This window comes from Microbulbifer magnicolonia, from assembly GCF_035117725.1.
Taxonomy (GTDB): domain Bacteria; phylum Pseudomonadota; class Gammaproteobacteria; order Pseudomonadales; family Cellvibrionaceae; genus Microbulbifer; species Microbulbifer magnicolonia.
Map to the genome: position 1 here is coordinate 1,813,695 of NZ_JAYEFD010000001.1, position 24,929 is coordinate 1,838,623.

The following is a 24,929-nucleotide window of genomic DNA, read 5'->3' on the forward strand; positions in this document are numbered from 1 at the left end:
TCCTTACCCCTCGCCACCGGACAGGGCGTCATCGGCACTCGCCTGCTCGGGAACCGGCGCCATCGGCACTATGCTCGGCAGGTATTCGCCGGCGTCCTCGGCTCTCGCATAGCGCGCCGGCACCAGACTGGCGAGCTTGCCGATGCTCTTCTCGATCCAGGCGTTGTAGATACCCATACCCAGTAACTCGACATTCTTCTCGTGCACCGAAATCGACCTTTCTTCGAACGGATAGATCTGCTCCTCGAGCGCCAGTTCGTACTCCTCGAGTTCCAGCGCACTGAGGTTGCTGGGCCGCTCAGAGTCTTTCAGTGCCCGGCTGAAATGCAGGTAGATTTCTGCCAGGTAATAGGTGGCGGCGGCGGTGACGTCGGCCACCTGGTAATCGATCAGATCCGAGTAGGCGCTGATGGCGGCTTTCATACGCAGGCGCTTCTTGTCCAGATTCCGCTTGATCGGTTCGACCAGTTGAACTTCGGCAAATGCATCGAAGCTGGGCTCGGCGAGGAGCAGCGCCGCATTGCCTGCCAGGTAGCGCGTGCGGTCGTTGCGCTGCTGTCCGCCGCGCAGCTCGATACGCACCATTTCGCGCAGCTCATCCAGATAGCGCTGCTGCTCACCGGCGGCCCTGTACAGGTCGGCAATCTTCTGACGCGTTTCCAACGCGGGCTCCATCGGACTGGGGAAGAGCTTCACGTAGCGGCGCAACACGGTCAGTGCTTTTTCGCTGTCCTTGGCCGCGCTGTAGAGATCTGCAGCCTGGGTGAGCGCTTCGCGACGCACATCGTCATCTTCCGATTCGCGTTCAATGCGCTCGAACTCCGCCGCGGCCAGCAGCAGTTCGCCGCTCTCTTGGTACACCACCGCCAGTTTCTTGGTGACGTCTTTGGCCAGTTTGTGCTGCGGGAAATTGCGGCGGAAGCCGTTCAGCACGGTTGCCGCCTGTGTCCAGTCTTGCAAGACAATTAGGGAGGCCGCCGCATCGTATTCGGCGGTGGCCAGCAGGGTCGCACCCGGAGCCACATTGCGAATGCGCAGGAAGTGACTGGCCGCGGTCGCGTGATCTTCCTGTTTGCGCGCCAGATCGCCCTGCTGATAGATCGACGCTGCCAGGTTGTCCACCAGACCGGCCCGGTCCTTGGCATCCGCGGCGGTCAGACTGAGCGCCTGGCCGTAGGCCGCTTCGGCATCGACAAAGGCCTCGGTATCGAAAGACGCATGGGCCACCAATATCCAGGCGGAGCGGCGAATTTCCTGCTCTGCCGCAGGGAACTTCTCCAGCAACAGCCTGCCGTTGTGTACCGTCTGCGGATAGTCTTTCAGGCCGTATAGCTCCTCTACCGCGCCCACCATAACCTGCGGCGCTTTGGCATGTTGCGGGAAGCTGTCGGCAAACTTGAGGGACGAGCGGATAATTTCCCGCAGCAGCGGCGCGCGCTGGGACGCCGCGGCATTTTTCAGATTGTTGTCCAGGTGTTCCCGATAGGCGTAGACCGCGGCGTAGCCCGCTTCGCTGGAATCCTTGTGCACGGGGTACTGGTAAGCGGTGCGCTCATACTCCAGCGCGGCGCCATGATAATCGCGGTTCTCCAGCATCAGGCCGGCGAGCTGGTAGTTGATCTCCGGCGCGCGGGGCTTGTCGCTGAAGGACTGCAGGTAACTGCGATACCAGTGAATCGCCTCCCGGTAGTGCTCTGCCTTATTGTCCTTCAGCTTCTTGTTCTGGTAAGCGGCGTGGTAGTGGCTCGCCAGGTCGATCAGGTTGCTCTGCAGGAACTCAACCACTTCGCCGTATTCGTTGATTTCGAATACGGTCCAGTACTGCGCATTGAGTGCGTAGGTGGTTGCGAACTCTTTCTTCGCGTCCAGTACGAGTTTGGGGAAGCCACCCTTCTTGTAGATCTCGATAACGCGAATGGAAAAGTCCGCCGATACCTTGTGTAGCGGATTCCGCTCAACGAAAGCGTTATAGGACTTGGCCGCATCCTGGTAGCGACGCTTGTCGAGGTAGTACTCGCCGAGGTGGCTGTACACCAGGGATTCGTACTGGCGTTCACCCTTGCGGGAAAAGTAATCAACGATCGACTCGGCGCCGCCCAGGTAGGAGAAGCTCAGGCTGATGACACGGAAGGTATCCTCGACATGCTTGCGCTCGACTTCGTTGCTCTGCTGTTCGAAGTCATAGCCGCGGGAGACCTTGTAGTCGAGCATGGCGATGTAGTCGTCCAGGGCCATCTCGTACATGTCCTGCTTGAACAGCGACCAACCGCGCTTGTACAGCGCCAGCTCATAAAAGCTGGACGCCACACCGATGCCGATAACCCTGCCGTAGGCCTCCTCGGCATCCAGGTATTTCTTGCGGGTAAAGTAGTACTCACCCAGGCGGAACCAGGACTCATCGATATGGCGAGAATTGGGGAATTTCGCCACCATGTCCCGCAACACATCCACGGCCGCTTCAATCTGCCCGGTTTCCTCGTAAGCGCGGGAAAGCTGGTACATCACCTGATCATTGCGGTCGTACAGCGGGTATTTGGCCAGGAGATCCCGATACAGCTTGATGGCCTCACGCGCATTGGCGGACAGCATCGCATCGGGATCACCGCCGGGCACCTGCAGCGGCGTATTATCAGTCTCGATTGCTATGCTCGCACTGGCACGCGCTTCGAAATCGCGGTCGGATTCCTGTGCGCCATTATCGCCAGGGTCCGCTGCCGATGGCTGGCTGGCGGCAATGGGCGCGCTTGCACGCGTCGGCGCGTCCAGCCGCGTCGACGGCGCGGCCGCATCGGCATCAATGGCGACCACCGCACCGCTAGTCGCGGCAGCGCCGACCGCGCTGTCAATCGCGGCGTCCTCAGCGCGGTGTGCCTGTTTGATTTTCAGGTCGGCGATACGCCGCATCGCCTCAGGGGTGAGGCTGGATTCCGGTGTTTCCTGCAAATACTTCTGGTAACTGGCCAGGGCCTTTTCCAGACTGCCGTCGATATGCTCCTCTTTGATCTCGATATCGACACTCTGCAGGCTGCCAATGGTCTTGCCGCCGTTGACGGCGCAGGCATTGAGCAGCAACGCCATGGAGGCGGCAGTGGCGCAACGACGCATAACGATGGCACTCACCAGTGTGCGCTCGGCGAAGGGCTTCACTCCTCACCTCCTTCGCTCGACGGCGCATCCAGTTCCGGTGGATTATCCTGGGGCAGGGGTTCGGGTTGATTGGCGCGGTGCTGTTCGACCTTCATCTGGTCGGCGCGCTGCTCCTGCAGCTCGTTGGCCCGGTCATAACTGTCGGCGAGGGCAAAACGGGCCTTGATCTGATAGCTCTCCAGCTGCGCGCGACGGCGATCCAACTCGTCGATCGCCAGGGTTTCCAGCATACTGCCCTGGCGCGCCATCAGCGTGTCCAGGCGATCCTGCTTTTGCTCGATCTGCGCTCGCAGTCGGCGAATGGTGTCGTGGTAGCCGGTGTAGCTATGGGTGGCGGCCTGGCGGCTGCGCACATATGAGTGATACACGGTTTGCAGCTGCTCGATTTCTATGTTCAGTTCCTGCAGATGCTTGTAGGCCTCGGTCAGTCGCTGATCGTATTCCGTGGACAGACGCCAGTTGAGCACGCCCTCCAGGCGCGCTACCCGCTGCAGGGTTGCATCGGTAAACCCGCCCGGGTGCTGAGACATCACTTTGCGGAGCCGTCGCAGTTGCAGCCGTGCGTGCTGCTCCTCCGCCCTGGCAAGGTATTCGGGGCGGCGGGTGACCAGCATCTGCTCGATGCGGCCTGCGAACTTGTCCCGCTGCTCGATACGGAGCTTGATTCGCGCGTCCAGTTCGCGGAATTTCTTATCCAGACCCGGCAGCAGTGGTTCGTAGTAGGCGCGGCGCAGCTCGATGATATCTTCGTAGGCCGTCAGACTTGCCAGCCACTCTTCATTGCGCTCGAACAGGTCGTTGAGGTCGCGGTAGTTGCGCAGGAATTCCTGGTAGTCGTTGGATGCCATCAAATCGAGCAGGTAGTGGGTCTCGGGCGCATCGGGAAGGTTGCGCAGGGCCACGACCCAGTTTTTCACCTGCGTAGCCTCCTTGCGCCGCAACGCCTCGAGGAATTTCCCCTCGCGGATGCTTTTGATGGACGCGGTCAGGGTGTCAACTTCGTTGCCAAAGGAATCCAGCGCGCGGCCGTAGTTGATTGCGGCGGTGCTGTGCACGTCCAGCTTGCCGTAGGCGTAGGGCACCGCCAGCATGGCTTCCTGTACAGACTCATTGGTGCCCTTGCGCTGCTGCAGCAGCTTCCAGGGCACCAGTGCGCGATCGTAGCGCCCGGCCTTCGCCTCCACCCAGCCGGCGCCGAGCAGAGCGCGATTGGAGAAGGGACCCTCGAGATTGACCCGATCGAAATAGGGTCTGGCCAGCTCCAGCTGCTCAGCTTCCATCAGGTAGGAGCCGAGCAGCAGGTTGGTCTTGTCATACAGCGCCTGTTTGGCCGCATCGGAGCTGCGTCTTTTGCCCAGCGCCGTCAGCTCCAGCACACCGCGCTCTTCCTGGCCGGCTTTGAGCTGGGCGATACCCAGGTTGTACTCCACGAAGCCGTCCAGTGACTCGTCACCCTTCAGGTCACGCAGCAGCGCTACCGCTTCCTCGAAACGGCCAAGCTCCATATAAACCCGCGCGCGCAGGAATTGTTCATCGGCGCGCACGCGCTCGGGCACACGCCCTTCAATCATTTCCAGGGCATGCAAAGCATTGCGCGGCTGTTGCTTGTGGTAATGAATTTTTGCCAGGCGATAGGCCGCCTCATTGCGCACTGACTGCGACACATTGCCTTTCAGTACCGCTTCGATAGCGCGCCCCGCCTCCCGGTGCATGCGGTAAGAGAGCTCCAGGTCACCCACGGAAAACTCCGCCTGCCCCAGGTGTGCAGTGAAAGGATCCAGTCCCGGCTCATCCAGACTGCGATACTGATTCAGCTCGGTGTCCAGACCAACGATCGCATCGAAGTAATTTTCCTGGTAGGCCTCGAACATGGCGGCGCCGAAGAACAGGTCCTCGAGCTTCTCCTGCGCAGCCTTGGCAACAGCGAAATTTGTGCACAGCGCCAGGGGCAGCGCCGACAGTGCGGCGCCGACCGTCCGCAGCGTTGCGGGAGCAGCGCCGCGCAGTGCGGGTACCAGACGGGAATACATTGTTACCAGTCCTTGAAGTTAATCGCGGACTCGGTTCCGGCAATTTTTATTTCGACAAACTTGGGACCGACGGCCTTTTCAACCTTGTAGCTGGCATTGGCCCGATACGCTTTGCCGGACGTCGACTTGCCGATAAAGGTGACCTCGAGAGGATGACTGCCGGTCTGCACATTACCGGTGTAAATTCGCTGCACACCGCCCTTTTGCAGGGCCTCTATCTCGCGAAAGGTGTACAAGTGGTGGGCGACGATCTCGTTGTTAAGCTTGAGCTCGACCGCCTCTAGATCAAAAGGCTGCTTATCGGCGAGCGAAACAAAAAAAGACACCTGCGTATTGGATGGAAAGAGTAATTTTTCCTCCAGCTGCGCGAGCTCGCCGGTCAGATTGATCACGTCTTTTTTGACATCCTGGATCTGCTCATCCAGTCCGCGGATTTCATCCCGACTTACACTCTGTGCGTACCCGGCGGTCGCCAGCAGCAGCAGGATTGTTATTTGTAGAATTCTGACCATGCTATTTACCTCTGACCCTACCTCTAACAATGAACGCCAGCGACGCCACGACCCGGACCGGCCGCAAGGAAATGCCTGTAAACGAGGGGCTATTAGACAGCGGGATTGTATTGCAATCGGGGCATGGCCAAATGTGAGACAAGTCAAATCTCACGCATCCCGGTGCGACCGGTCGAAGAGAAAAAGCCAGTAAGGTTTTTAATGCGTGAAAGAAATCAGCCGCACAGTACCGCGCTCAATGGCATCCGCTGCGCCCCGAAAAAGTGAACGCGTGCGCATTTCGCACTGAAGCAACACCGGAATTGTGAGGTACTGCTGCATGCCCACTGTGAAATGATTTGGTGACCCCAACAGAGGGCCAGTGAAAGCCAGCAGGAAATCATTGCCGCCGAGCGGCCGGTGCCGGGGGAACGCCGGGCTACCCAATTCCTATGGCAGGTCGATGCGAAACGCGGGCATAAAAAAAGGCACCCGCTTTCACGAGTGCCTGAAAAATGGTGCCAGGGCGGGACTTGAAAACCTGCCGGAAAGCCAGCAATTCCAAGGCCCGCAAAACACTATCAGCAAAATGTAGCACCAAAAATAGCACCACTTTGCTTTGCAGCCTCCCGCTTGAGGGTCGCGAGTATACCGATATTCAACCGATAGGAAAGCGCCGGCGCTGCCACCCCCCCTACTTGAATTTGGCCATTGTGAGATTTTCACCAGTGCGGCGGTGCTGCGCCATGAGGCCTCAGGAATCAGCCCCCTCCCCGCTAGGTAATCCCACCCTTAAAAATTCAGTCGCCGCGCGTGCTGACAACTCGCGTTTCTAACGTGAGCTGTCCAACCCCCACTAAATCGGCGCGCCCGCCCCTGATCAACTGACTACTTTATAACCATCCCGTGCCAGCAGCCCGGAGGGCTTTTTGTATTCAATTCGCTACGCATAAAAATGAACCGGGGGCGGCGGTGTATCTGCATAGCGCTACCAGGTATCAGATCCGCCCCTCCCTGCTGGTCCTGGCTGAGCCCGGGGTATAACCCCCCTAGGAAAAATCATATATCTGTTAAGAAACCGGGGTCCGAATTACCCGTGTGCACCACCCCCTCAGGAGGACCCGTTCAACCCGTAAGTCTGACTTACGCAGTCAGCCGGAGCACGCATGCTCAACCCCCAGCCAGGCTTAGAGTTAAACCTGCTCGTCATCAGCTCACCAGATGACTAACTAACTCATGATGCCTTCCCAGCTGCAGCGCAAACGCGGTCCGAATTACCCGCACAGGCGAAACCTTGGCAAGGACTCGCACCACGGCGCCAGGGTACTCACAATATGAGTACCCTTCATGGGTATGCATAGAGCTCACACCCCAGCCACCGAGGGTACGCACAATCTGCGTACCCTACGTGGGAAATAGCAACGCCACACCAGAAGAGCGAGCACAAACGGCCCACCCTTCAGCAGAGGAAATAGAGACACCCACTCTCATCAAGGGTCGGCACAATCTGCCGACCCTTTCGATGCACATGTAGCCCATGACCAAATAAAGCAATGCCTCTCCCTATATCCTGCCGAGGGCATACCACCCCCACCTCTGCCACAGTGGAGGTCATACCTGCCCCGCAGTCTCCACCCCAACCAAAGGGGTGAGGGGACGGCCAATACCTACCCCCTCTCAAATAGAGGTGTTACAAGTGTACAGGTGTTACAGCTTGGCTACAGGCCCCGTGGTTACTGGGTTTGCGCTGTTACACGTTGGTGTAACTCCTTAAGTGTTACAGCGAAAAGGTGTAACAGCAGCATGGCCCAGCAATCACGAGCAGGCCGGCGGATTCCCGGGCTGCAAGCCGAGACGGCGGCAGGATAAAAGGGAGTCGTGATTCGCGACTCCCTTGGTAGCGCCATCTAAGACCGGTTCAAATCCAGAAATGTTGAGCCCTAAGGGTCGCGTTTCAAACACGCCCCCTCGCCATGGCAGACGGGACAGGCAACCGCAGGCCGCCACCTTCTGGATTTCAGACCCGCATAAAGGGTGCGATTTGAAATCTCACCCCTAGCCTACTGGCTGCAGTGCCTTTTCCCACGCGAGTGAGCTGCAGAGAGCAGAAAGAAGCCGCCACTAGAGATACCCCAAACGGCGCATAGCTATACATGACAACGCTGTCGGGATCGGCCCATTGGCGGAATTGACGGGTGCATTCGATACGGTATGGCTTTTCCATATCGCACGATCCCTGCGTCATTCTGCCTGGTGATATGCCGGGCAGCGCGAGAGGGTTGAGGTCCGACAGGATGAGGGAAAGAGCTGACGAGAAGCAGAACGGCCAGAAGATCCCGAGCGGCGCAGATTGTCACCCCCAGAAAAAGCAAAGGCCCCTAGGGGGCCTTATTAGCGCTATACGCTCAGCTCAAGGGTCACTTACCAGCCGACACCGATCTGATCATGTCACCCACCGTTGGCATAGTCGGCCCGGACTCACCGGCAAGCAAACCGCTCTCACTCCGACTGAAAAGAGATTGCAACACCAGATCCCGAGATGCTTCATCGATTTTCTTATCATTCACCAATGCCAGGTAGAGATAAGTAAGCTGCTCCCGCTCCTGTGCATCTCTCATTAGGTGAAATGCACTGAAGGTCAATCTTGAGAGAGTCTTCACCAGGAACGCATATACAGCAACCACCGTTCCGAACATCAGCACTCCCTGCAGGGTGTTCAACTGGATTCCGATCTGTTTCCCGGCCAACCAGCTATTGAAGTAACTGGAAAAATAAACGAGTCCCAGCACCACAGATGCGATAAGCGCAAGCATCCATAGACCGCCCTGAATCCCGTACCTGTTCCCTGCCTTTCTCCAATACTCTGCAGGCCCGGCTAGCCGGAGCTTCTCCTCGTATGTCTTTTCAAGCCCGTCGATCCGTGTATTGCAGCCATCCATGAACCGCATAAACTCGTCACGTCGCTCGTCTTGAGCTCCGCTATGCTGGCCCTGCGCCTCACCTGTCCACTCGGTCCAATCGTCCCTTGCGCTTTCGTCCCACTCCTTAAACTCAGACTTGAAATTCTCAGCCTCTCCGATCAGCTTTGTGGTTGCCTCCTCCATCTGGTTGCGGAGGTGGCCTAGAGATATCCGTTCAGCATTTCGCCGCTTGACCAAATCAGAGTCCTGGTGGACAAACTCATAGCCGTACATCGCACCGAGAAAGCCATCCTTGCTTTCCAGGCTGGACGGTACACCCTTAACGACGTAATCCAGGAACTTGCTCGCTACAGCATGATTATGCTGTTTATGAATTTCCACATACTGGGCCGTTAATGGATGGCCACTCCACAAGAAGCTATTAGCGGTATACCGCAAGAGCTGTCGCTGTAACTCAGCCATCTCCCCCTGGAGATCCTCTTGCTCCGACTCTTCGGCTTTCTTCAACCAGCCATCTATCGAGCGTACCGCGCTCTCTAGTGTGGAATAGAAAGTCACATGGCCGTGAAACTGCTTCTGGCTCTTAGCTATTTCGTCATGTTGCTCACGCCAATAACTGACTTCACCAGAAAGAAACTCACGCAGCTCCCTAAGTCCCTCAAACTTAAATTGCTTCCCTGTAACATCCTTGAATTGCACATTTATATTTTTGTTCATTATTCAACCAGTCCAGAAATTTCCTTTCTATCGATTTTTACCAGATTCCGCGAACACATATAAGGCGCAACAATCGACAGGGGAGAGGGAATAGAACAGCAAAGTGACGGAACAGGGCAAAGAACATCACCCCCAGAAAAAGCAAAGGCCCCCAAAGGGGCCCTACTCGCAGCGCCAACAGGCTTGCTATCGCCTTTGCTGGGCTGGCTATGCCGGACGTACCTAGACATAGTCTCAGAGACGGCTGCCGAAGCAGAGCCGTATACAGAATTACAAATTCAGCGACTTAGTACGAATCCGCATCGCCTCATGAGATACCCCAAAGCGACTAGCCAAGTGCCCGATATCCGAGTTTTTTGCGTGCTCTAAAACGACCAGCCCGGTAGGCATCAGCACCGCCGCAGCAAACTGATTCGCCTCAGTCTCGTGTCGAGCAGTGATATTAGTGTTGTGAAACTTACCCACCGCCTGGCTGCGATACGCCTTATTGTCGTCCAGGCCTTCACCGATTAGCGAACGGTGCAGCATGTAATGGCCGAGCTCGTGCGCTGCGGTGAAGCGCTGCCGCGTATCAGCATGGGTCGCATTCACCCGAATAACGAACTTGCTTTCGTTCAGGCGCTCAATTTCGCCGGAGATATCTGAATCCAGGTCGAAAGAGCCTTCATAATCGACGCCCAACGCTTCGATCATGCCCACAACATCAACAGGCAGGCGCGATCTGTAATCGTTGATAACGGCCAACTGATTTTGACTAATTGCCATTGCCACTATCCTCAACGCTACTGGCGATGTCGTCACCGATATCACCAGTTACCTCCCCAGTTAAACCCATTAATTCCTTATGGGCCTCCAAGTGTTCCTCTACCTTTTCCCAAGCTTGCGCCGCGAGATTCTCAATCGCGGCATCGATTTTCTCTTTTGCCTGGTCAGACAGGGAAGCCATTTCCGATTCGGCGGCTACCTTTGCGGCCTCTCTCGCTTCGATGACCGACTTTTCCTTGATGTAAAGGAAACTAAATACCGCCGACAGGCCAACTCCGACCCCGAGGACCGTTAGGGCCATGCCGATAAAATCTAGGCGCCCTAGCTGGACCGCTATGTTTATCACATCGGGACGCTTGGAGCATAGCTCCGCATTTTCGTCGCAGACTTCCTTATAGACCACTTCCACAGGGTAGGAGTTTAAGAAATCCCCGAAAAAGAGGTAAACACCGGCGCCAATAACGACGATCCAGAGGATGGCGCTAAGCCACGCGAATACTCGATGAATCACTATGCCCCCTCTGAAACGGCCCCGGATTGTACGCATGGTCTCAATACCTGTCTATCAATAGCAACAGATGGTCAATTTCTAAGCAGGGGTCACAAATACGCCGGTCTCACCCTCGAACCGCACGCGGCCAGTAGCCAAGAAGGCCTCTCTCAATTTCTCCACCGTAGTGGTTAAGGCGGCTCCGCCCTTTTCAAAGGCGCTAATTGTCGCCGGCCTCACTCCTGTCCTGTCGGACAGATCCTTGCCAGACCAATTGAGGCCGGCCCGCGCCATGCGGCACTGCATTCCGTTCATAAGCAAACCGTAATTTTTTTACTCTCTGGCGTAAAATTTTATTGATAGTTACGCTCAACCGTAATAATATTACGGTCAATCGGTAAGGAAATAAAGCGGAGAGGGAAAATGAAACAGATAGCGCAAAGAGCCACCCGGACTTACGACCATCGCGCCATCCTGTGGGACGCGTGGAGAATCGCCCGGCAGGCCTCCCGCCGCTTCGGCTTCTCCGCTCACTCGTTCATCGCCGAGGCCATGCGCCAGGCATGGGCCAAGGCCAAAGCCAAGGCGCTGAACACAGGCACCGGAGACGCCAAGACCCTCTTTTTTATCTGCATTGACGAGAAAACCGGTTTCAACACCCGCGCAGTCAATCTCTCGCTGATTGACGAAGTATTCACCGACCGCCAGCAGGCAGAGGCCGCACTGGCGGTGCTGCGCGGTGCCTTCGACCGCCCCTTTATCAAGACTTCCCCCTATTACCGCCTTCACTAACCGAGGTCCCAGCCTATGACTAACCACGATCACGAACAGCCCACTTTAACCAGCCCTTACATGAAGCAGTTGCACCGAGTCAAAAGCCTAAACGCAGGCCTGGAATGGGTGGCTATGTGCCCCGACCAGGAGGCCAAACAGGCGCTAATCGAATTGATCGGGGAGGAGGTGAACGCAGCCCTAGCCGGAGTTATCTACGCCGCCGAGCACGGCCGCCAGATCTAAAGCAGCGGGCACCGGTCAACCCGGCAAAATTAGGAATTGATTTCCTTGCGGCTCTGCCAGTCCACTCTCCAAGGCTGATGGAGCCGCATTTTTTTAAAACCGATAATTTGTCGGTTTTGAGACTGACAAACGAAGCGAACTCAAACTTTGAGCCCGCCGCCGATCCTTTTAAGGGTCGGTGAAATGCCGACCCCTTCGCCGCTCCCGGCGCGTCACAATCCACCGCGAGCACTTCCTAACCCGTCGTTTCGGCGGGATAGCCAATCAACCGCCTTACCGCTGGCTCAAGATTGGAGACAGCTACGCACCCACTGCAGGGGAGCCCTGAACCAGGGCCCCCTACGCCACCTGCTTCTCCTCCAGCTGCTCCCCGTCGCCGTCAACCGGGATCATGTGGGGACGGATAATCAATACCCGCTCCGGATTGCGCCCACTATTCGGCAGGCGCGTCGGAATCGAGAATTTCCCGTTGTTATCGCGCTCCAGCGCGCCGCAGTCCGCCAGCAGCTGCTTTGCCTTGCGATCGTTGAGGCCCTTGCATATCTCCGCCTTAAACGCCGCTGGATAGACGTAGTAAATGGTCTCCGAGCATGGCGAGCCCTCGAGGGCGTTACTGTCCTGCAGTGTCTTGCGGTAGCCGCAGCGCTTCAGCGTGCGGACAGTGTGGTCATCTGCGGTAGCGTCCTCCCGATCCCAGCGCGTGAATTGCGACTCCCCGTACAGGTCGAAGAACAGCCGCAGCGCGGTCAGGGTCTGCTGGTCCTCGAGATTGCCAACACCGCCCCGGGCCGACACCCACGCCTTGAAGCAAGCGCGCGCCGCGTTCATAGCCATGCCCTTAGGCCAGCCGGTAATCCCGGCCTTTGAGGCCATCTCTCCGGCAAAGCCCACCAGGGCGAATTTCTCAGCCGCCCGCCGAACCTGCCCGCTGGCGTCGTCGGTGAGATCCACAGCGAAGTTCACCAGCTCAAGCCGGATCCGCCCCGCCAGCTTCTCCTGATTGCTCGCGCACAGCTTTTCAATAAACGCATTGAGCGGTGCACCGTGGTAACTGGAGGCCTGCTCCACCAGGTGACGGGACAAGGCAGCACCCCCAGCATAGGTATGCAGCTCATTGAAAATGCCGATACCGCTGCCCGCATCCGAGGGCACCGCCAGTAAGCGCACCTCCTGCCCCGCCTTCGCCTTTTTCCCGGCCTCCGCCATCTGCTGATCTAATGTCCGCTCCCCGGTGGACAGGAACACCAAGCGCCACTCAAACGCATTGCCGCGCACACCGCCCCGGTCATTCGCGCGCGCCTTGCCGGCACCGTTGCCAAGCATGTAGGCGATATCACCGACGATACGCGGATCACACTGGCTGATCTCATCGAGGATCAACAGGCCGTCCGAGTGCGCCGCGGCGATACTCTCGAGCGCGTTGTCCGTACTGCGCCAGGTGCGCACAAAATCCGGCCCGCCGTAGACGGAAGCGGCCACCTTGAGCAGCGTGGTTTTCCCCTGTGAGCTGTCCCCGAAGAAATGGAAGCCGGTAGTCTCCATGCCGATTAGATGCAGCAGCGGACCGGCGAAGGCCGCCGACACCGCAAATAGCAGCCGCGTATTGTGGGCGCAGCAGGCCGCCACATTCTCCCGCCACTGCTCCAGCTCGCCGCGAATCTTGATCTTGTTGAGGTCCGGACTCGCCGAGTAGAAGTACAGCGGCTCAGTGGGGGTGCCCAGCGTCCCATTCGGCAGGAGATAGGCCCGCCCATGCCAGCCAAGTTTATTGACCAGCACATAGCGGTCTCGCGTCTTTGCCGTTTGCAGGTACTGAATCAGCCGCCGCCGCGGCTGCTGCCCGGCCTCCGCGCGGAGCCCCATGCTGAATAGCTGCTTCAACACTTCAGCGCCGCCCTCCGTGGCCAGGTACTCGCTGGGAATGTTCCACTCTTTCACAATCCCGTCCGGATCCACGAAGCGAACCAGTGTGCCCCAGTTGCGGCCCTGCGGATCCCGAGTGAGCGCCAGCACATCGAGGCGATCACAGATCCGCATGAGCGAGGGCTCCCCATCGCCGCCCTGCACCGGGAAGAACACGCCCCGGTCATTGACGATAAACCGGTTCTGTTCGCCAGGTTCACCCCCAGCAGCGCACTGCTGACCGCTGCCGTTGCTGCTCTCAGCGGCTCCCGGCGCGTAGGGCTCCAGCAACTCACCCGCTACCAGCAGCGCCGCCAGGCGCTCCGCCGTCAGCCCGTGGGCCTCTGCATCTGCCGCATCGCCTTTTACCGGCCAGCTATCACCCAGCGCCTGCAGGCGCACCAGAGACACCGCACAGCCAAGACCGTGCAGCATGGCGGCCAGCTTTTGCATACAGCCGGTGCCCGCCTCATCGTTATCCGGCCAAAGCGCCACCTGACGCCCGCGCAGCGGCTTGAAATCCGCCTTGCCCAGCGCCTTGCTACCGCCCGGCCAGCTCATGCATACATAGTCCGGCAACAGCGCTGCAGCAGCGTCCGCCGCCTTCTCCCCCTCGCTCAGCAATACCGGCGCATCAATGCGCGCGCCGAGACGATCCAGCCCGTAGAGCGGCCGGTCCTTTTCCGGCTGCTTCCACCGCCATGAATGCTTGCCGTTGCTGTCCCGGCAGTAGGTGAGCGGGCGGTAATCCTTCGCCCGCTTCCCGGCCTTTTGCACATCGAAGCGCAGCACTTTCATTAGCAGCGCCCCGGCCTGGTCCCGGTATTCCCATACCGCCGAGGGCGCGCCATTGTGGGGGTGGCGAGCAGGGCAGGCCTTTTCCGCCTCCGCGGGCACGGGCAAAACCACTTCCCAGCCGCCCCGGGCGGCCTTCCCCGGCTTGCGCGCTGGCTTCTGATGCGCTGGCATAGCCTCACTTTCGGAGAGCCCCAGAAACGCCGCCAGGCGCTGCGCCGCCTCGCCGTTATTCACGCCCTCGAGATACGCCACCAGCGACACCAGATCACCGCCTTTCTCGTCTGCCGCGAAATCGGCCCACGCACCGGTATTCCGGTTCACGGAAAATGAGCCCTTGCTACTGTCGGAGCGGGCCGGATTAAGGGCCACATATTCCGCCCCCTGGTAACTGCCATCCGGCGCCCAGTGGGCCAACACATCCTCAACCCGGTCTAGGGCTAGATCGGCAACCCGCTTGATATCGAAACGCGCCATAAAAAATTCCTTAAATTGTTCTGAACCCCCGCCCCGCAAGGCTTCCGGCAGAGTTGCGGGGCCCTCGCTGCTGTAACACCTTTTCGCTGTAACACTTAAGGGGTTACAGCAAAGTGTTACAGCGCAAACCCAGCAACCACGGGGCCTACAGCCGAGCTGTTACACCTGCACACCTGTAACACCTCTATTTGAGAGGGGTAGCTTCCCGGAAGCCGGAGCAACCTCATCTACACCGCTTTAGCCGGACCGAATTCCGCCGCCAGCCTGGCCAACCCCTGCTCGGTAACCAGGGCACCGGTATGCGTCTTCTGGTAGAAGCCGGGACGGTAACTACTGGATCCGATCACCGCGTGGTAACGCTCGATCAAGTAATCGTTTGCCAGTGCCGCCAGCGTCGGGCTGAGAGGCCCTTTGCTTTTGCCGTAACCCTGCATCTCCCGCACCAACCAGCGCTCCCGGAGCATCCACGCAATCAACTCCTTCCGTGGCACTCCCAGCGCCTTCGCGGCCCTCGTGAGGGTGAGGGGACCGCTCACGCCAGCCCCCGCTTGGCGAGATGCTCTCGGACCATCGCCTGCATACTTTCAAATCGCTTCACCTCTTTGAGGTTACCGGCCCGCACGATCTCGGCTTCTGCCCGCTCGTGGTGCTCGTCGTCGCTGTAGTGGCGGAGTTTCGCCAGGTGCAGCAGACGGGCCTGATATCTGAGCCAGGTCTTTGAGTTAGCGGTGGGAATGCAACCATCGTCATAGAGGTAAATCCGGCGAGGGTCGCAACACTCGGCAACAGAGAGCTTGCTCGCCGTCCGCTGCGTTACCCGGATATTCAGGAGCACCGGAAATTCGCCGTAGTGGACATATCCCCCGCAAGAGAAACCCAGCGGCTTGTAGTTCCGGTTCACTACCGCATATCGGCCGCACGGCTGCAGATCAAGGCAGTACGGCAGGCAGAGGGCGCGCACACTAGAGAGCATCGGCGCACCTCCCGTCATACAGGTGCAGCGCTTGAGCCTCGTCGTATTGCTGGTACTTCAGCTGCCAGCCATCCCAGTGAAGCCACCCACCGAGAGAGACACCGGCCCTGAGGCGGTAGAGCTTCACCACTTCAGCATCAGGGAGCCCCAGCACCGTAGTGCACGGACAAGAAAGGAACCGGTGAGCCAGGCCGTGCTGCCGCTCAACGTCTGGTCTCAGGGAGTCAGTCTCCACCGCCAGGAATGCGGCTTCTCCGGTAGGCCACAGGAAGAGCAGCAATTCACAGCCAGGCCCAGAGCAACCCAGGTCAAAGGTATCCACCAGGGCGGTCAGAAAGCGGGCGCGATCCTCAGGGCGAATGGCCGAAGCCGAGGCCAGTACCTCCTGTTGCAGCTCTAGGAATTCCGCCTTGCGGTAGCTCCGAGCGAACTCCGCTACCTGCTGCGGCGTGTATGGGGAATAGGTGCGCAGGGTCATTGCTTGCCTCCATTGCGGGAAGCGGCAATGCGGTCCTGCACCCACTGGCGGACTTCAGACGAGAGCCAGCCGCTGGCGCGCTCGCCCAACTTGATCGGCGCCGGGAATTCGCCCTTTTTCACCAGGGCGTAGATGTAAGTTTTCTTGAGGCCGGTTTGCCGCTCGACTTCGGGCAGACGAAGGATAGGGTCATCGAGGAGACCAGGTGCAGCATCCCGGCCATGGGGGTGAGTGTTTGGAAGGGTCATATTCAATCTCCATCTGTGCACCACGGTGAACTACTGTGGCGGTGTGGGGATTGAATCAACCGAAAAGAGGTATTACCGGAACTTTAGGCCGCTCCAAAGTTCGGAAATTTAAGAATTGCTATTTTTCCCGCCTGACTTCCGGTCCCTTTCCAATGACCGGTCAAGGGCGGCGAGCAATTTGAAATCCATGCAGCGGAAAGCATAGGGTAAGTACGTCTTTTTGATATTTTCCTCACTCACTCGCGCGTCTGACCCTGTATCGCCAGGGAATACAAGCCTCAAGTAATCGGCACTAGATAGGTTCACCTCTTCTACGGCCGACCAGATATACAAATCTATCAGCGCTGGCACGCGATAGTCCCTCACCTTGGTCAGATCGATCCGGCGAGTATCGCGCTTCTGAGGTGATGGCCCCAAAAACAGCTGCTCTTTATGAGTTGGATTACGGGAGCGCTCAGGATCGACCTGTAATAGTTTTCTTAGCCTGGGCAGCAATTCTTTCAATTCTGAAATGATCTGATCGTCCCTTGCTGTCAGATCAATATTCAAAGCAGCTAGCCCAGAGTGATATTCGTAAGCCTCACGTAAATATTGATCGATGGAGATCGACTCCAGTTCGGGAGATTGGAACTCATCATGACGATAGCGCTCCCTAGCCTCAGCCACGGCCTCCACAAACTCCTCTTCGGAGTACCCTTCGGGAGTACCGTCAGCCACATCCTCAGCTAAGCAAATGACACCACTGACACTCAGCGGTCTTACTGCAGAGCAGCTATAACCCTGGTCTTTAAGCCACCCCGGCGTCCAGCCGAACGCGTCCATTGCTTCATCTGTGCCGTGACCACATGCCAAATAGTCATTTACATCAAAAGCTTTTATTTTTCGATATGCCGGCTCTTTCTCGCAGATATATTCCATTTCCACTTTGAGGAAGGCGCTGTCCTCTGAATTCTCCGCAACGAATGCACTCAGGTTCCAATACAGCTCCGCGCGCTCAAGCAGGAACTTGAGCAATGTAAAGTCAGGGCATTTGTTCAGCCGCTTATAGTTCTCAAGATCGAACCAATCCCCAGCCTTCTGCAAAGATGACCGCATAATCCGCACCCCTACGGAACCCAAAATAGAACCCAAGCCAAGAGCGGTGGGTAGCCGCTCCTTTCGCCCCGTCGGGCTAGGCCTGGGTAACCTTTACCAGTGGGGGTGATCCCACCAGATCAGCGCTGCTGCGCGAATATTGGAATGACCTTGCCGGTACCGCGCATCTCATCGAGATAGTCCGCCCACCACTGCATCATCTGCGTGCGCTCATCGAGATAGCGGGCATGATGGGTATAGGCGGCGCGCACCCCGTTGCGCTCCATGTGGGAGAGCTGCCGCTCAATGGCATCGGGGTTAAAGCCTGTTTCATTCAGGATGGAGGAGGCGGTGGCGCGGAAGCCGTGCGGATTCGCCTTGCTCTTGGCCTCCTGCGTACCGTCCCAGCCCATTTTGAAAATGGCCCGGCGCATAGTGTTGTCGGACATAGGGCGCGCTCGCTCCCGCTCAGAGGGGAACAGCAGCTCATACTGGCCGCTGATAGCACGGATATGCTCGAGGACCGTCAGCGCCTGCCGGGACAGCGGCACTATGTGATCGGTGCCCATCTTCATCCGCTCACCCGGGATCCGCCAGGCAGCGGCCTCTAAATCGAACTCATCCCAGCGAGCACCGCGCAGCTCCCCAGGGCGGACAAAGGTGAGTATCAAAAGCTGAATAGCCAGCTTGGTGAGCTGGCGGCCCCGCTCCTGGTACAGGTCCAATTCCCGCAGGAAGGCGGGCAGCTCTTCGCGCGGAAGCGAGGCCCTGTGACTGGTTTTGCGCCCCTTGAGGATGTCACTCAGCTCAATGGCTGGGTTATGGGTGAGCTTGCCGACCTGCACCGCGTAGCGACAAACACGGCGAATGTCCTGCAGTACCCGCTGCGCTACGTCCATCGCTTCCCGCCCTTCGATATCGCGGACTATGGCTATCACGTCTTGGGGGTGGAGATCGGCAATAGGGCGCTGCCCTATGCGCTGGAAGGTGTTGTCTCGGAGCCTCGTCCACACCCGTCCGGCGTGATCCTCTGTCCAAGTGCCCTTCTGGTGGTTCCACCATTCCTCCGCAACCGCGGCAAAGCTGCGCTCCACATTGGCGCGCGCCTGGTGCTTCTCCACCCGCTTTTGCTGTGAGGGATCCTTGCCCTCCTCCAGCAGCTGCTTTGCCTCGGCCACTTTCTGCCGGGCCTGCTTGAGGCTGACCGAGGGATACACCCCCACCGCCAGCGTCTTCTGCTTACCGAGGTACCGGTATTTGAGCCGCCAGTACTTGGCGCCGTTGGGCTTGATCAGCAGGCGTAGGCCCTGGCCATCGGTGAGCCACTGGTCCTTGTCGCCTGGCTTTGCCTGCTTGATTTGAGTGTCTGTGAGAGGCACGTGGTGCTACCAAGTTTTAAATTGAACTGAGTAGCACCAAATGTAGCACCAGATAGCACCGGATGACAACGAACGAGGGCGGACGGCTTTGCACCCTCCAGACAGCAGAAAGCCCCGACTAGCGGGGCTTTCTGGATGAGTCCGGACTTCCCCGAACTTTGATGTGGTGCCCAGGGCGGGACTTGAACCCGCACGAGCTATGCTCACTACCCCCTCAAGATAGCGTGTCTACCAATTCCACCACCTGGGCAAAAACTTCTACAAACCGTTACTGCTGTTCTTCTTCTCCGCTGTCGTCAGCGGGTGCTTCTGTCTCTGTCTCTGTTTCCGCTGCGGGAGCATCCGCCTGCGGGGCTTCCGGGACTTCACCGGCTTCGGGCTGCGCGTCCAGCTGCGGTATTTCGCTAGGGACGTCGCTTTCGATTTCCGGCAGTTCGCTCGGACCCGGCTGTTCGACGGCGGCGGGCACCTGCGGCAGATCCGCATCGATATCCGCTTCGGCGCCCTGCTTTGACAACAGTGCCAGTCCGAGGCTGGTCACGAAGAATACGGTTGCCATGATCGCTGTCAAGCGCGAAAAGAAGTTACCGCTGCCCTGGCTGCCGAATACGGTCTGGGAGGCACCGGCACCAAATGAGGCACCTGCTTCCGCGCCCTTGCCCTGCTGCAGCAGGATCAGGCCGATGATGCTGAGCGCAGTCAGGACATGAAAGATTAAAACCAACTTTTCCATTTTCAGGAAACTCTCTATCGGGGTTCGGAGAACCCGTTATTTCGTATTTTCTGATTCGGCGACCGGCACACTAACCGGCTGCGCGGCATATTTTACTGAATTCTTCCGCGTCCAGCGACGCACCACCCACCAGGGCGCCGTCAATGTCCGCCTGGGCAAACAGCGCCTCGGCATTTCCCGCCTTTACGCTGCCACCGTACAAAATCTGCACCGCCGCACCGGCATTCCCCAGGCGCTCGCGGATAAATCTGTGCACCTCTTGTGCCTGCTCCGGTGTCGCCGTCTTGCCGGTGCCAATGGCCCAAACCGGCTCGTAGGCTATCACCGCGCGACTCCAGACATCGCCCCCGGCGCTCTCCCCGGCAGCTTCTGTGACCGCCTGCAACTGGCTGGCGATCACCTCCAGAGTGCGCTCTTCCTCGCGCTCCTGCAGGCTCTCCCCGACACACAGGATCGGAACCAGCCCGGCGGCCTGGGCGGCGTGAAACTTGCGCGCTACCAGCTCACTGCTCTCGCCGTACAGGCTGCGGCGCTCCGAGTGACCCACAATCGCGTAGCGCACGCCCCAGTCCAGCAGCATCGCCGCGGACACCTCGCCGGTAAAGGCCCCGGAAGTCTCATCACTGAGATTCTGCGCCCCGATCGAGAAGCCCTCCCCCGCCTTCTCCGCAACCAGCGGCAGATAGGGGTAAGGGGGGCAGATCACCACCGCGCAACTCAAGCCCTCGAGATCGAGCGCTGCGAAAAACTGCTCGGCAAACTCGCGGCTGCCGTTCATTTTCCAGTTGGCTGCTACCAGCGGTGTGCGCATGTGTGCTCCTTCAAGGGGCGCAAATCTTAGCGATAATGCCGCCAACATACAACCAGAAATCTGCACTCCCATGCACCGTCAGTTGGCGGGCAGGCGGTCGCTGTAAGGGCCGCGCAGATCAGCTGTTTCCGACTCTCTCCACGACCATCGATATCTGCTTCGCCAGCTGTTCCACCTGGACGCCGTCGCGGCCTTCGACCATGACCCGAATCAATGGCTCGGTACCAGACGGGCGCAGCAGCACCCGGCCGCTGTCCGCCAGCTGGGCCTCCGCCTCGCTGACGGCAGCCTTCACCTCCGCGTGGTCCAGTACTCCCTCGCGGTGCGCCAGGCGCACATTGATCATGTGCTGGGGCAGCATTTTCATGCGCGCCTTCAACTGGTGCAAGGGCTCGCCGAAGTCGCACACCGCGCGCAGAACCTGCAGTGCAGACACTATGCCGTCGCCGGTGGTGGTGGCGTCGGCGCAGATAATATGGCCGGAGGACTCGCCGCCCAGGGTCCAGCCGTTGGCATGCATCTTCTCCAGCACATAGCGGTCGCCGACATTGGCGCGCTCGAACGGGATCTTGCGCTCGCGCAGGGCCAGCTCGAAACCGAAGTTGCTCATCAGGGTGCCCACGACGCCGTTGCAGCCACCGAGAAACTGCTGGCGGTGCATGGCGATCATGAACAACAGCTGGTCGCCGTCGACCAGCTCGCCGTGCCGGTCGACGAACAGCACCCGGTCGCCATCGCCGTCAAAGGCGATGCCCAGGTCGGCCTGCTGCTCCAGCACCGCCTTTTGCAGCTGCTGGGGCTTGGTGGAACCGCACTCCAGATTGATATTGAGGCCGTCCGGGCTGACGCCGATGGCGGTGACCTCGGCGCCCAGCTCGCGGAACACCTTGGGCGCTATGTGATAGGTGGCGCCGTTGGCGCAATCCAGCACTATCTTCAGCCCCTCGAGGGAGAAGCCCCAGGGCGTGGAGGCCTTGCAGAACTCGATATAGCGCGCCGCGGCGTCGTCGATACGCCAGGCCTTGCCCAGGTTGGACGAGGTGGTCATCGGCAGCGCCAGCGCCGCCTCTATCTCCAGCTCCACCTGGTCCGGCAGCTTGCTGCCCCCGGCGCTGAAAAACTTGATGCCGTTATCCTGGTAGGGATTGTGCGAGGCACTGATCACTATGCCCGCCTGGGCGTGGAAGGTGCGTGTCAGATAGGCGATGGCCGGAGTCGGCATCGGTCCGAGCAGGCCGACGTCGACGCCGGCGTTGATCAGGCCCGCTTCCAGGGCCGCCTCGAACATATAGCCGGACACCCGGGTATCCTTGCCGATCAGGATGCTGCGGCGCCCGGAGCGCTTGCCGCCGGCCATCTCGCCGAGCACCTTGCCGGCGGCGTAGCCGAGCCGCAGCATAAAGTCCGGAGTGATTACCCCCTCACCCACGCGACCGCGGATGCCGTCAGTGCCGAAATACTGTCTCGCCATATCTTCTACTTCTCTGCCAGTTCCATTCGCCTGCAAGCAGGCGCCTAAAGGGGGCTTCGCAGGGTGCGCCGCGCGCACCGCAAGCCTCGGTAGTGCGCACGGCGCACCCTATCGTTCATTTTGCCGGGGCGTCTACCAGCTGCTGCAGCTTGAGCACGTCCACGGTCGCGGCGACATCGTGTACGCGTAGTATCTTCGCGCCGCGCTGGGCGGCCAGCATAGCCAGGGCCAGGCTGCCCGGGAGGCGCTCGTGGACCTCGCGGTCCAGCAACCGGCCGATCATCGACTTGCGGGAAACGCCGACCAGCAGCGGTATATCTGCCGGCGCCCCATTCCCCAGTTTGCTAAAGCGGGCCAGGTTTCTCATCAGCGCCAGGTGGTGGTCATCGTTCTTGCCGAAGCCGAATCCCGGATCGAAGATGATCCGCTCGCGCGCAATGCCCGCATCTTCGCAGGCCCGCATACGCGCCAGCAGGTAAGCGCCCACTTCCGCCACCACGTCGTCGTAGTGCGGGGCCCGCTGCATGCTGCCGGGCTGACCCTGCATATGCATCAGGCAGACGGGCAGATCGGTGCCCGCGGCGGCGGCCAGCGCGCCCGGGCGCTCCAGCGCGCGCACGTCGTTGATCATACCGGCACCGGCGGCTGCGGACTCGCTGATCACCGCAGGCGTGCTGGTGTCGACGGAAACGATCGCGTCGAGATTCGCACTGATGGCCTCCACCACCGGCAGAACCCGGTCCAGTTCCTGCTGCTCCGACACCGGTGAGGCACCCGGACGGGTGGACTCGCCGCCGACATCGATGATCTCCGCCCCCTCGCGCAGCATCTGCTCCGCGCGCCTGAGCGCCAGATCCAGATCCAGCGCGCCGCCGGCGTAGTAGCTGCCGCCGTCGGAGAAGGAGTCCGGCGTGGTGTTGAGGATGCCCATGACGACTGGGCGGGACAGGTCGAGTGTGCGCTTGCCGCAGATAAGTTTCATAAGCCGATACAAAAAACGGAACGCTGAACGCGGAGGGGATCACCCCATTCCGCATTCAGCATTCCGCATTCATCTTTTATTGATTAGTGACCGCTTACCGGCCCGCCGATGGGCTTCTCCGCTTCGTCGGTGCCCGCCTCGCCGCTGGGCTTGCCGCCACCGGAGTCGAAGTTGCTGTCGTGCCAGTCCCGCGGTGGGCGCACCTTGCGGCGCGCCATCAGATCATCGACCTGTTCCGCGTCCAGCGTTTCGTATTCCATCAGCGCGTCTTTCATCGCCTCCAGAACATCGCGGTTCTCCTCCAGCAGCTGGCGCGCGCGCACATAGCAGCTGTCGATGATGCGGCGCACTTCCGTATCGATCTCGTTGGAGGTATTGCCGGACACCGGGTTGCCCTGCCCGGGCTGGCCGCTGTCGTCCTCGCCGTAGTGCAGCGGGCCGAGCTTTTCCGACAGACCCCACTTGGTCACCATGTTGCGGGCCAGCTGGGTAGCCCGCTCGATATCGTTGGAGGCACCGGTGGTCACGCCCTCGAAGCCGAGGGTCATCTCCTCGGCGATGCGGCCGCCGAACAGGGAGCACAGCTGCGACTCGATGGCGCGCTTGGACAGGCTGTACTTGTCCTCCTCCGGCAGGAACTGGGTGACACCCAATGCGCGGCCGCGGGGAATGATGGTGACCTTGTGCACCGGATCGTGCTCCGGCACCAGCCGGCCGACGATCGCGTGGCCGGCCTCGTGGTAGGCGGTGTTCACCTTTTCCTTTTCGTTCATGACCATGGACTTGCGCTCGGCGCCCATCATGATCTTGTCGCGGGCGCGCTCGAAATCCTCCATGGTCACCGTGCGCTTGTTGGCGCGGGCGGCAAACAGGGCGGCCTCATTGACCAGGTTGGCCAGGTCGGCGCCGGAGAAGCCCGGGGTGCCGCGGGCAATGGTCTGCGCGGAGACCCGCTCGTCCAGCGGTACTTTGCGCATATGCACCTTGAGAATCTGCTCGCGGCCGCGGATATCCGGCAGACCCACGAACACCTGGCGGTCGAAGCGACCGGGGCGCAGCAGCGCGTGGTCGAGCACGTCGGGGCGGTTGGTGGCGGCGATGACGATCACGCCCTCATTGCCCTCGAAACCGTCCATCTCCACCAGCAGCTGGTTCAGGGTCTGCTCGCGCTCGTCGTGACCGCCGCCGACGCCGGCGCCGCGGTGGCGGCCGACGGCGTCGATCTCGTCGATAAAGATGATGCACGGCGCCTGCTTCTTGGCCTGATCGAACATGTCGCGCACGCGGGAGGCGCCCACGCCGACGAACATCTCGACGAAATCGGAGCCGGAGATGGAGAAGAAGGGCACCTTGGCCTCGCCGGCGATGGCCTTGGCCAGCAGCGTCTTACCGGTGCCGGGCGGGCCGCACATCAGCACGCCGCGGGGGATATTGCCGCCGAGGCGCTGGAACTTGGACGGATCGCGCAGGAATTCCACCAGTTCCTGTACTTCCTCCTTGGCCTCATCCACGCCCGCCACATCGGCGAAGGTGGTCTTGATCTGGTCCTCACCCAGGAGGCGCGCCTTGCTCTTGCCGAAGGCCATGGGGCCGGAGCGACCGCCGGCACCGCCCTGCATCTGGCGCATAAAGAACATGAACACAGCGATGATGATCAGGATCGGGAAGCTGGCCACCAGCAGCTGCTGCCAGATGCTGGGAGACTCCGGCTCGCGGCCGACAAACTGGACGTTGCTGCGCACCAGCTCATTGGTGAGCTCGTCGTCAATGATCTGTGGCTGGATGGTCTTGAAACGGCTGCCGTCGGCCTTTTCACCGGTAATCACCAGGCCGTTGACCACCACGCTCTTGACCTGGCCCGACTGCACATCCTGCACGAAGTCGGAGTAGCTGAGAGCCTCATCCCGAGACTGCGGCTTGAAATTCTGGAACACCATCAGCAGCACCGCCGCGATGATCAGCCACAGTACAAGGTTTTTTGCCATATCGTTCAAAGGGATAGCCCTCTCGCTTTCGCACTCACTTTCA

Annotated in this window: 20 protein-coding genes and 1 tRNA gene; 1 reads left to right on the top strand and 20 read right to left on the bottom strand. The window is 59.7% G+C overall.

All coding sequences use genetic code 11. From position 1 onward, the window contains the following. Positions 1 to 3: 3 nt before the first annotated feature. The 7 genes from RRF64_RS07915 to RRF64_RS18790 all read right to left on the bottom strand — a co-directional run bounded on the left by RRF64_RS07915 (position 4) and on the right by RRF64_RS18790 (position 10,876). Positions 4 to 3,147 (bottom strand): tetratricopeptide repeat protein, encoded by a 3,144-nt coding sequence (locus RRF64_RS07915; RefSeq protein ID WP_323845292.1) that lies wholly within the window; start codon positions 3,145 to 3,147, stop codon positions 4 to 6. Next, positions 3,144 to 5,177 carry a tetratricopeptide repeat protein gene (locus RRF64_RS07920; protein ID WP_323845293.1) on the bottom strand — a complete coding sequence of 678 codons (2,034 nt, stop codon included), beginning with the start codon at positions 5,175 to 5,177 and terminating at the stop codon, positions 3,144 to 3,146. The genes RRF64_RS07915 and RRF64_RS07920 overlap by 4 nt, the downstream gene beginning before the upstream one ends. Before the next feature lie 2 nt (positions 5,178 to 5,179). Then, entirely contained in the window at positions 5,180 to 5,689 is a 510-nt protein-coding gene (locus RRF64_RS07925; protein ID WP_323845294.1) for a hypothetical protein, read from the bottom strand. Positions 5,690 to 8,085: 2,396 nt separating this feature from the next. Continuing rightward, positions 8,086 to 9,306: a DUF6161 domain-containing protein gene (locus RRF64_RS07930; RefSeq protein ID WP_323845295.1), complete on the bottom strand. Its 1,221-nt coding sequence runs from the start codon at positions 9,304 to 9,306 to the stop codon at positions 8,086 to 8,088. A gap of 270 nt (positions 9,307 to 9,576) precedes the next feature. Further along, entirely contained in the window at positions 9,577 to 10,071 is a 495-nt protein-coding gene (locus RRF64_RS07935) for an ImmA/IrrE family metallo-endopeptidase (protein WP_323845296.1), read from the bottom strand. Further along, positions 10,061 to 10,582, bottom strand: a complete 522-nt coding sequence (locus RRF64_RS07940; RefSeq protein ID WP_323845297.1) for a hypothetical protein — start codon at positions 10,580 to 10,582, stop codon at positions 10,061 to 10,063. Before RRF64_RS07940 ends, RRF64_RS07935 begins: the two co-directional genes overlap by 11 nt. Positions 10,583 to 10,660: 78 nt before the next feature. Then, positions 10,661 to 10,876: a helix-turn-helix domain-containing protein gene (locus RRF64_RS18790; RefSeq protein WP_422732612.1), complete on the bottom strand. Its 216-nt coding sequence runs from the start codon at positions 10,874 to 10,876 to the stop codon at positions 10,661 to 10,663. 108 nt (positions 10,877 to 10,984) lie between these two features. Between RRF64_RS18790 and RRF64_RS07945 the strand changes: the two genes are divergently transcribed. Then, a complete protein-coding gene (locus RRF64_RS07945) occupies positions 10,985 to 11,353 on the top strand; it encodes a hypothetical protein (protein WP_323845298.1) in 369 nt (122 codons plus the stop codon). A 564-nt stretch (positions 11,354 to 11,917) separates the two neighbouring features. Here RRF64_RS07945 and RRF64_RS07950 read toward each other — a convergent pair. From RRF64_RS07950 to ftsH, 13 genes are all read right to left on the bottom strand, one after another. After that, positions 11,918 to 14,752 (bottom strand): DUF927 domain-containing protein, encoded by a 2,835-nt coding sequence (locus tag RRF64_RS07950; RefSeq protein ID WP_323845299.1) that lies wholly within the window; start codon positions 14,750 to 14,752, stop codon positions 11,918 to 11,920. Positions 14,753 to 14,979: 227 nt separating this feature from the next. Then, a complete protein-coding gene (locus RRF64_RS07955) occupies positions 14,980 to 15,216 on the bottom strand; it encodes a hypothetical protein (protein WP_323845300.1) in 237 nt (78 codons plus the stop codon). A 68-nt stretch (positions 15,217 to 15,284) separates the two neighbouring features. After that, positions 15,285 to 15,653, bottom strand: coding sequence for a hypothetical protein (locus tag RRF64_RS07960; RefSeq protein ID WP_323845301.1), 369 nt, complete (start codon positions 15,651 to 15,653; stop codon positions 15,285 to 15,287). A gap of 61 nt (positions 15,654 to 15,714) precedes the next feature. Then, positions 15,715 to 16,203 (bottom strand): hypothetical protein, encoded by a 489-nt coding sequence (locus RRF64_RS07965; protein ID WP_323845302.1) that lies wholly within the window; start codon positions 16,201 to 16,203, stop codon positions 15,715 to 15,717. Then, a complete protein-coding gene (locus tag RRF64_RS07970; protein ID WP_323845303.1) occupies positions 16,200 to 16,451 on the bottom strand; it encodes a helix-turn-helix transcriptional regulator in 252 nt (83 codons plus the stop codon). Before RRF64_RS07970 ends, RRF64_RS07965 begins: the two co-directional genes overlap by 4 nt. Positions 16,452 to 16,559: 108 nt before the next feature. After that, positions 16,560 to 17,546: a DUF6387 family protein gene (locus tag RRF64_RS07975; protein ID WP_323845304.1), complete on the bottom strand. Its 987-nt coding sequence runs from the start codon at positions 17,544 to 17,546 to the stop codon at positions 16,560 to 16,562. Positions 17,547 to 17,665: 119 nt separating this feature from the next. Further along, positions 17,666 to 18,904 carry a tyrosine-type recombinase/integrase gene (locus tag RRF64_RS07980; protein WP_323845305.1) on the bottom strand — a complete coding sequence of 413 codons (1,239 nt, stop codon included), beginning with the start codon at positions 18,902 to 18,904 and terminating at the stop codon, positions 17,666 to 17,668. A 164-nt stretch (positions 18,905 to 19,068) separates the two neighbouring features. Further along, a tRNA-Leu gene (locus tag RRF64_RS07985) sits at positions 19,069 to 19,154 on the bottom strand. A gap of 18 nt (positions 19,155 to 19,172) precedes the next feature. Beyond that, positions 19,173 to 19,637, bottom strand: a complete 465-nt coding sequence (gene secG, locus RRF64_RS07990; protein WP_323845306.1) for a preprotein translocase subunit SecG — start codon at positions 19,635 to 19,637, stop codon at positions 19,173 to 19,175. A gap of 70 nt (positions 19,638 to 19,707) precedes the next feature. Next, positions 19,708 to 20,448, bottom strand: coding sequence for a triose-phosphate isomerase (gene tpiA, locus RRF64_RS07995; protein ID WP_323845307.1), 741 nt, complete (start codon positions 20,446 to 20,448; stop codon positions 19,708 to 19,710). Between the two features lie 118 nt (positions 20,449 to 20,566). Further along, positions 20,567 to 21,919 (bottom strand): phosphoglucosamine mutase, encoded by a 1,353-nt coding sequence (gene glmM / locus RRF64_RS08000; RefSeq protein ID WP_323845308.1) that lies wholly within the window; start codon positions 21,917 to 21,919, stop codon positions 20,567 to 20,569. 115 nt (positions 21,920 to 22,034) lie between these two features. Further along, on the bottom strand, positions 22,035 to 22,901 hold the full coding sequence (gene folP / locus RRF64_RS08005; protein ID WP_323845309.1) for a dihydropteroate synthase: 867 nt from the start codon (positions 22,899 to 22,901) through the stop codon (positions 22,035 to 22,037). A gap of 83 nt (positions 22,902 to 22,984) precedes the next feature. Next, positions 22,985 to 24,886, bottom strand: coding sequence for an ATP-dependent zinc metalloprotease FtsH (gene ftsH, locus RRF64_RS08010; RefSeq protein WP_323845310.1), 1,902 nt, complete (start codon positions 24,884 to 24,886; stop codon positions 22,985 to 22,987). Positions 24,887 to 24,929: the final 43 nt, after the last annotated feature.

Coding starts and splice junctions, on each gene's coding strand:
- RRF64_RS07920 (WP_323845293.1), bottom strand. CDS start 5,177: ATGTATTCCCGTCTGGTACCCGCACTGCGCGGCGCTGCTCCCGCAACG.
- RRF64_RS07925 (WP_323845294.1), bottom strand. CDS start 5,689: ATGGTCAGAATTCTACAAATAACAATCCTGCTGCTGCTGGCGACCGCC.
- RRF64_RS07930 (WP_323845295.1), bottom strand. CDS start 9,306: ATGAACAAAAATATAAATGTGCAATTCAAGGATGTTACAGGGAAGCAA.
- RRF64_RS07935 (WP_323845296.1), bottom strand. CDS start 10,071: ATGGCAATTAGTCAAAATCAGTTGGCCGTTATCAACGATTACAGATCG.
- RRF64_RS18790 (WP_422732612.1), bottom strand. CDS start 10,876: ATGAACGGAATGCAGTGCCGCATGGCGCGGGCCGGCCTCAATTGGTCT.
- RRF64_RS07945 (WP_323845298.1), top strand. CDS start 10,985: ATGAAACAGATAGCGCAAAGAGCCACCCGGACTTACGACCATCGCGCC.
- RRF64_RS07950 (WP_323845299.1), bottom strand. CDS start 14,752: ATGGCGCGTTTCGATATCAAGCGGGTTGCCGATCTAGCCCTAGACCGG.
- RRF64_RS07955 (WP_323845300.1), bottom strand. CDS start 15,216: ATGCTCCGGGAGCGCTGGTTGGTGCGGGAGATGCAGGGTTACGGCAAA.
- RRF64_RS07965 (WP_323845302.1), bottom strand. CDS start 16,203: ATGACCCTGCGCACCTATTCCCCATACACGCCGCAGCAGGTAGCGGAG.
- RRF64_RS07970 (WP_323845303.1), bottom strand. CDS start 16,451: ATGACCCTTCCAAACACTCACCCCCATGGCCGGGATGCTGCACCTGGT.
- RRF64_RS07975 (WP_323845304.1), bottom strand. CDS start 17,546: ATGCGGTCATCTTTGCAGAAGGCTGGGGATTGGTTCGATCTTGAGAAC.
- secG (WP_323845306.1), bottom strand. CDS start 19,637: ATGGAAAAGTTGGTTTTAATCTTTCATGTCCTGACTGCGCTCAGCATC.
- tpiA (WP_323845307.1), bottom strand. CDS start 20,448: ATGCGCACACCGCTGGTAGCAGCCAACTGGAAAATGAACGGCAGCCGC.
- glmM (WP_323845308.1), bottom strand. CDS start 21,919: ATGGCGAGACAGTATTTCGGCACTGACGGCATCCGCGGTCGCGTGGGT.
- folP (WP_323845309.1), bottom strand. CDS start 22,901: ATGAAACTTATCTGCGGCAAGCGCACACTCGACCTGTCCCGCCCAGTC.
- ftsH (WP_323845310.1), bottom strand. CDS start 24,886: ATGGCAAAAAACCTTGTACTGTGGCTGATCATCGCGGCGGTGCTGCTG.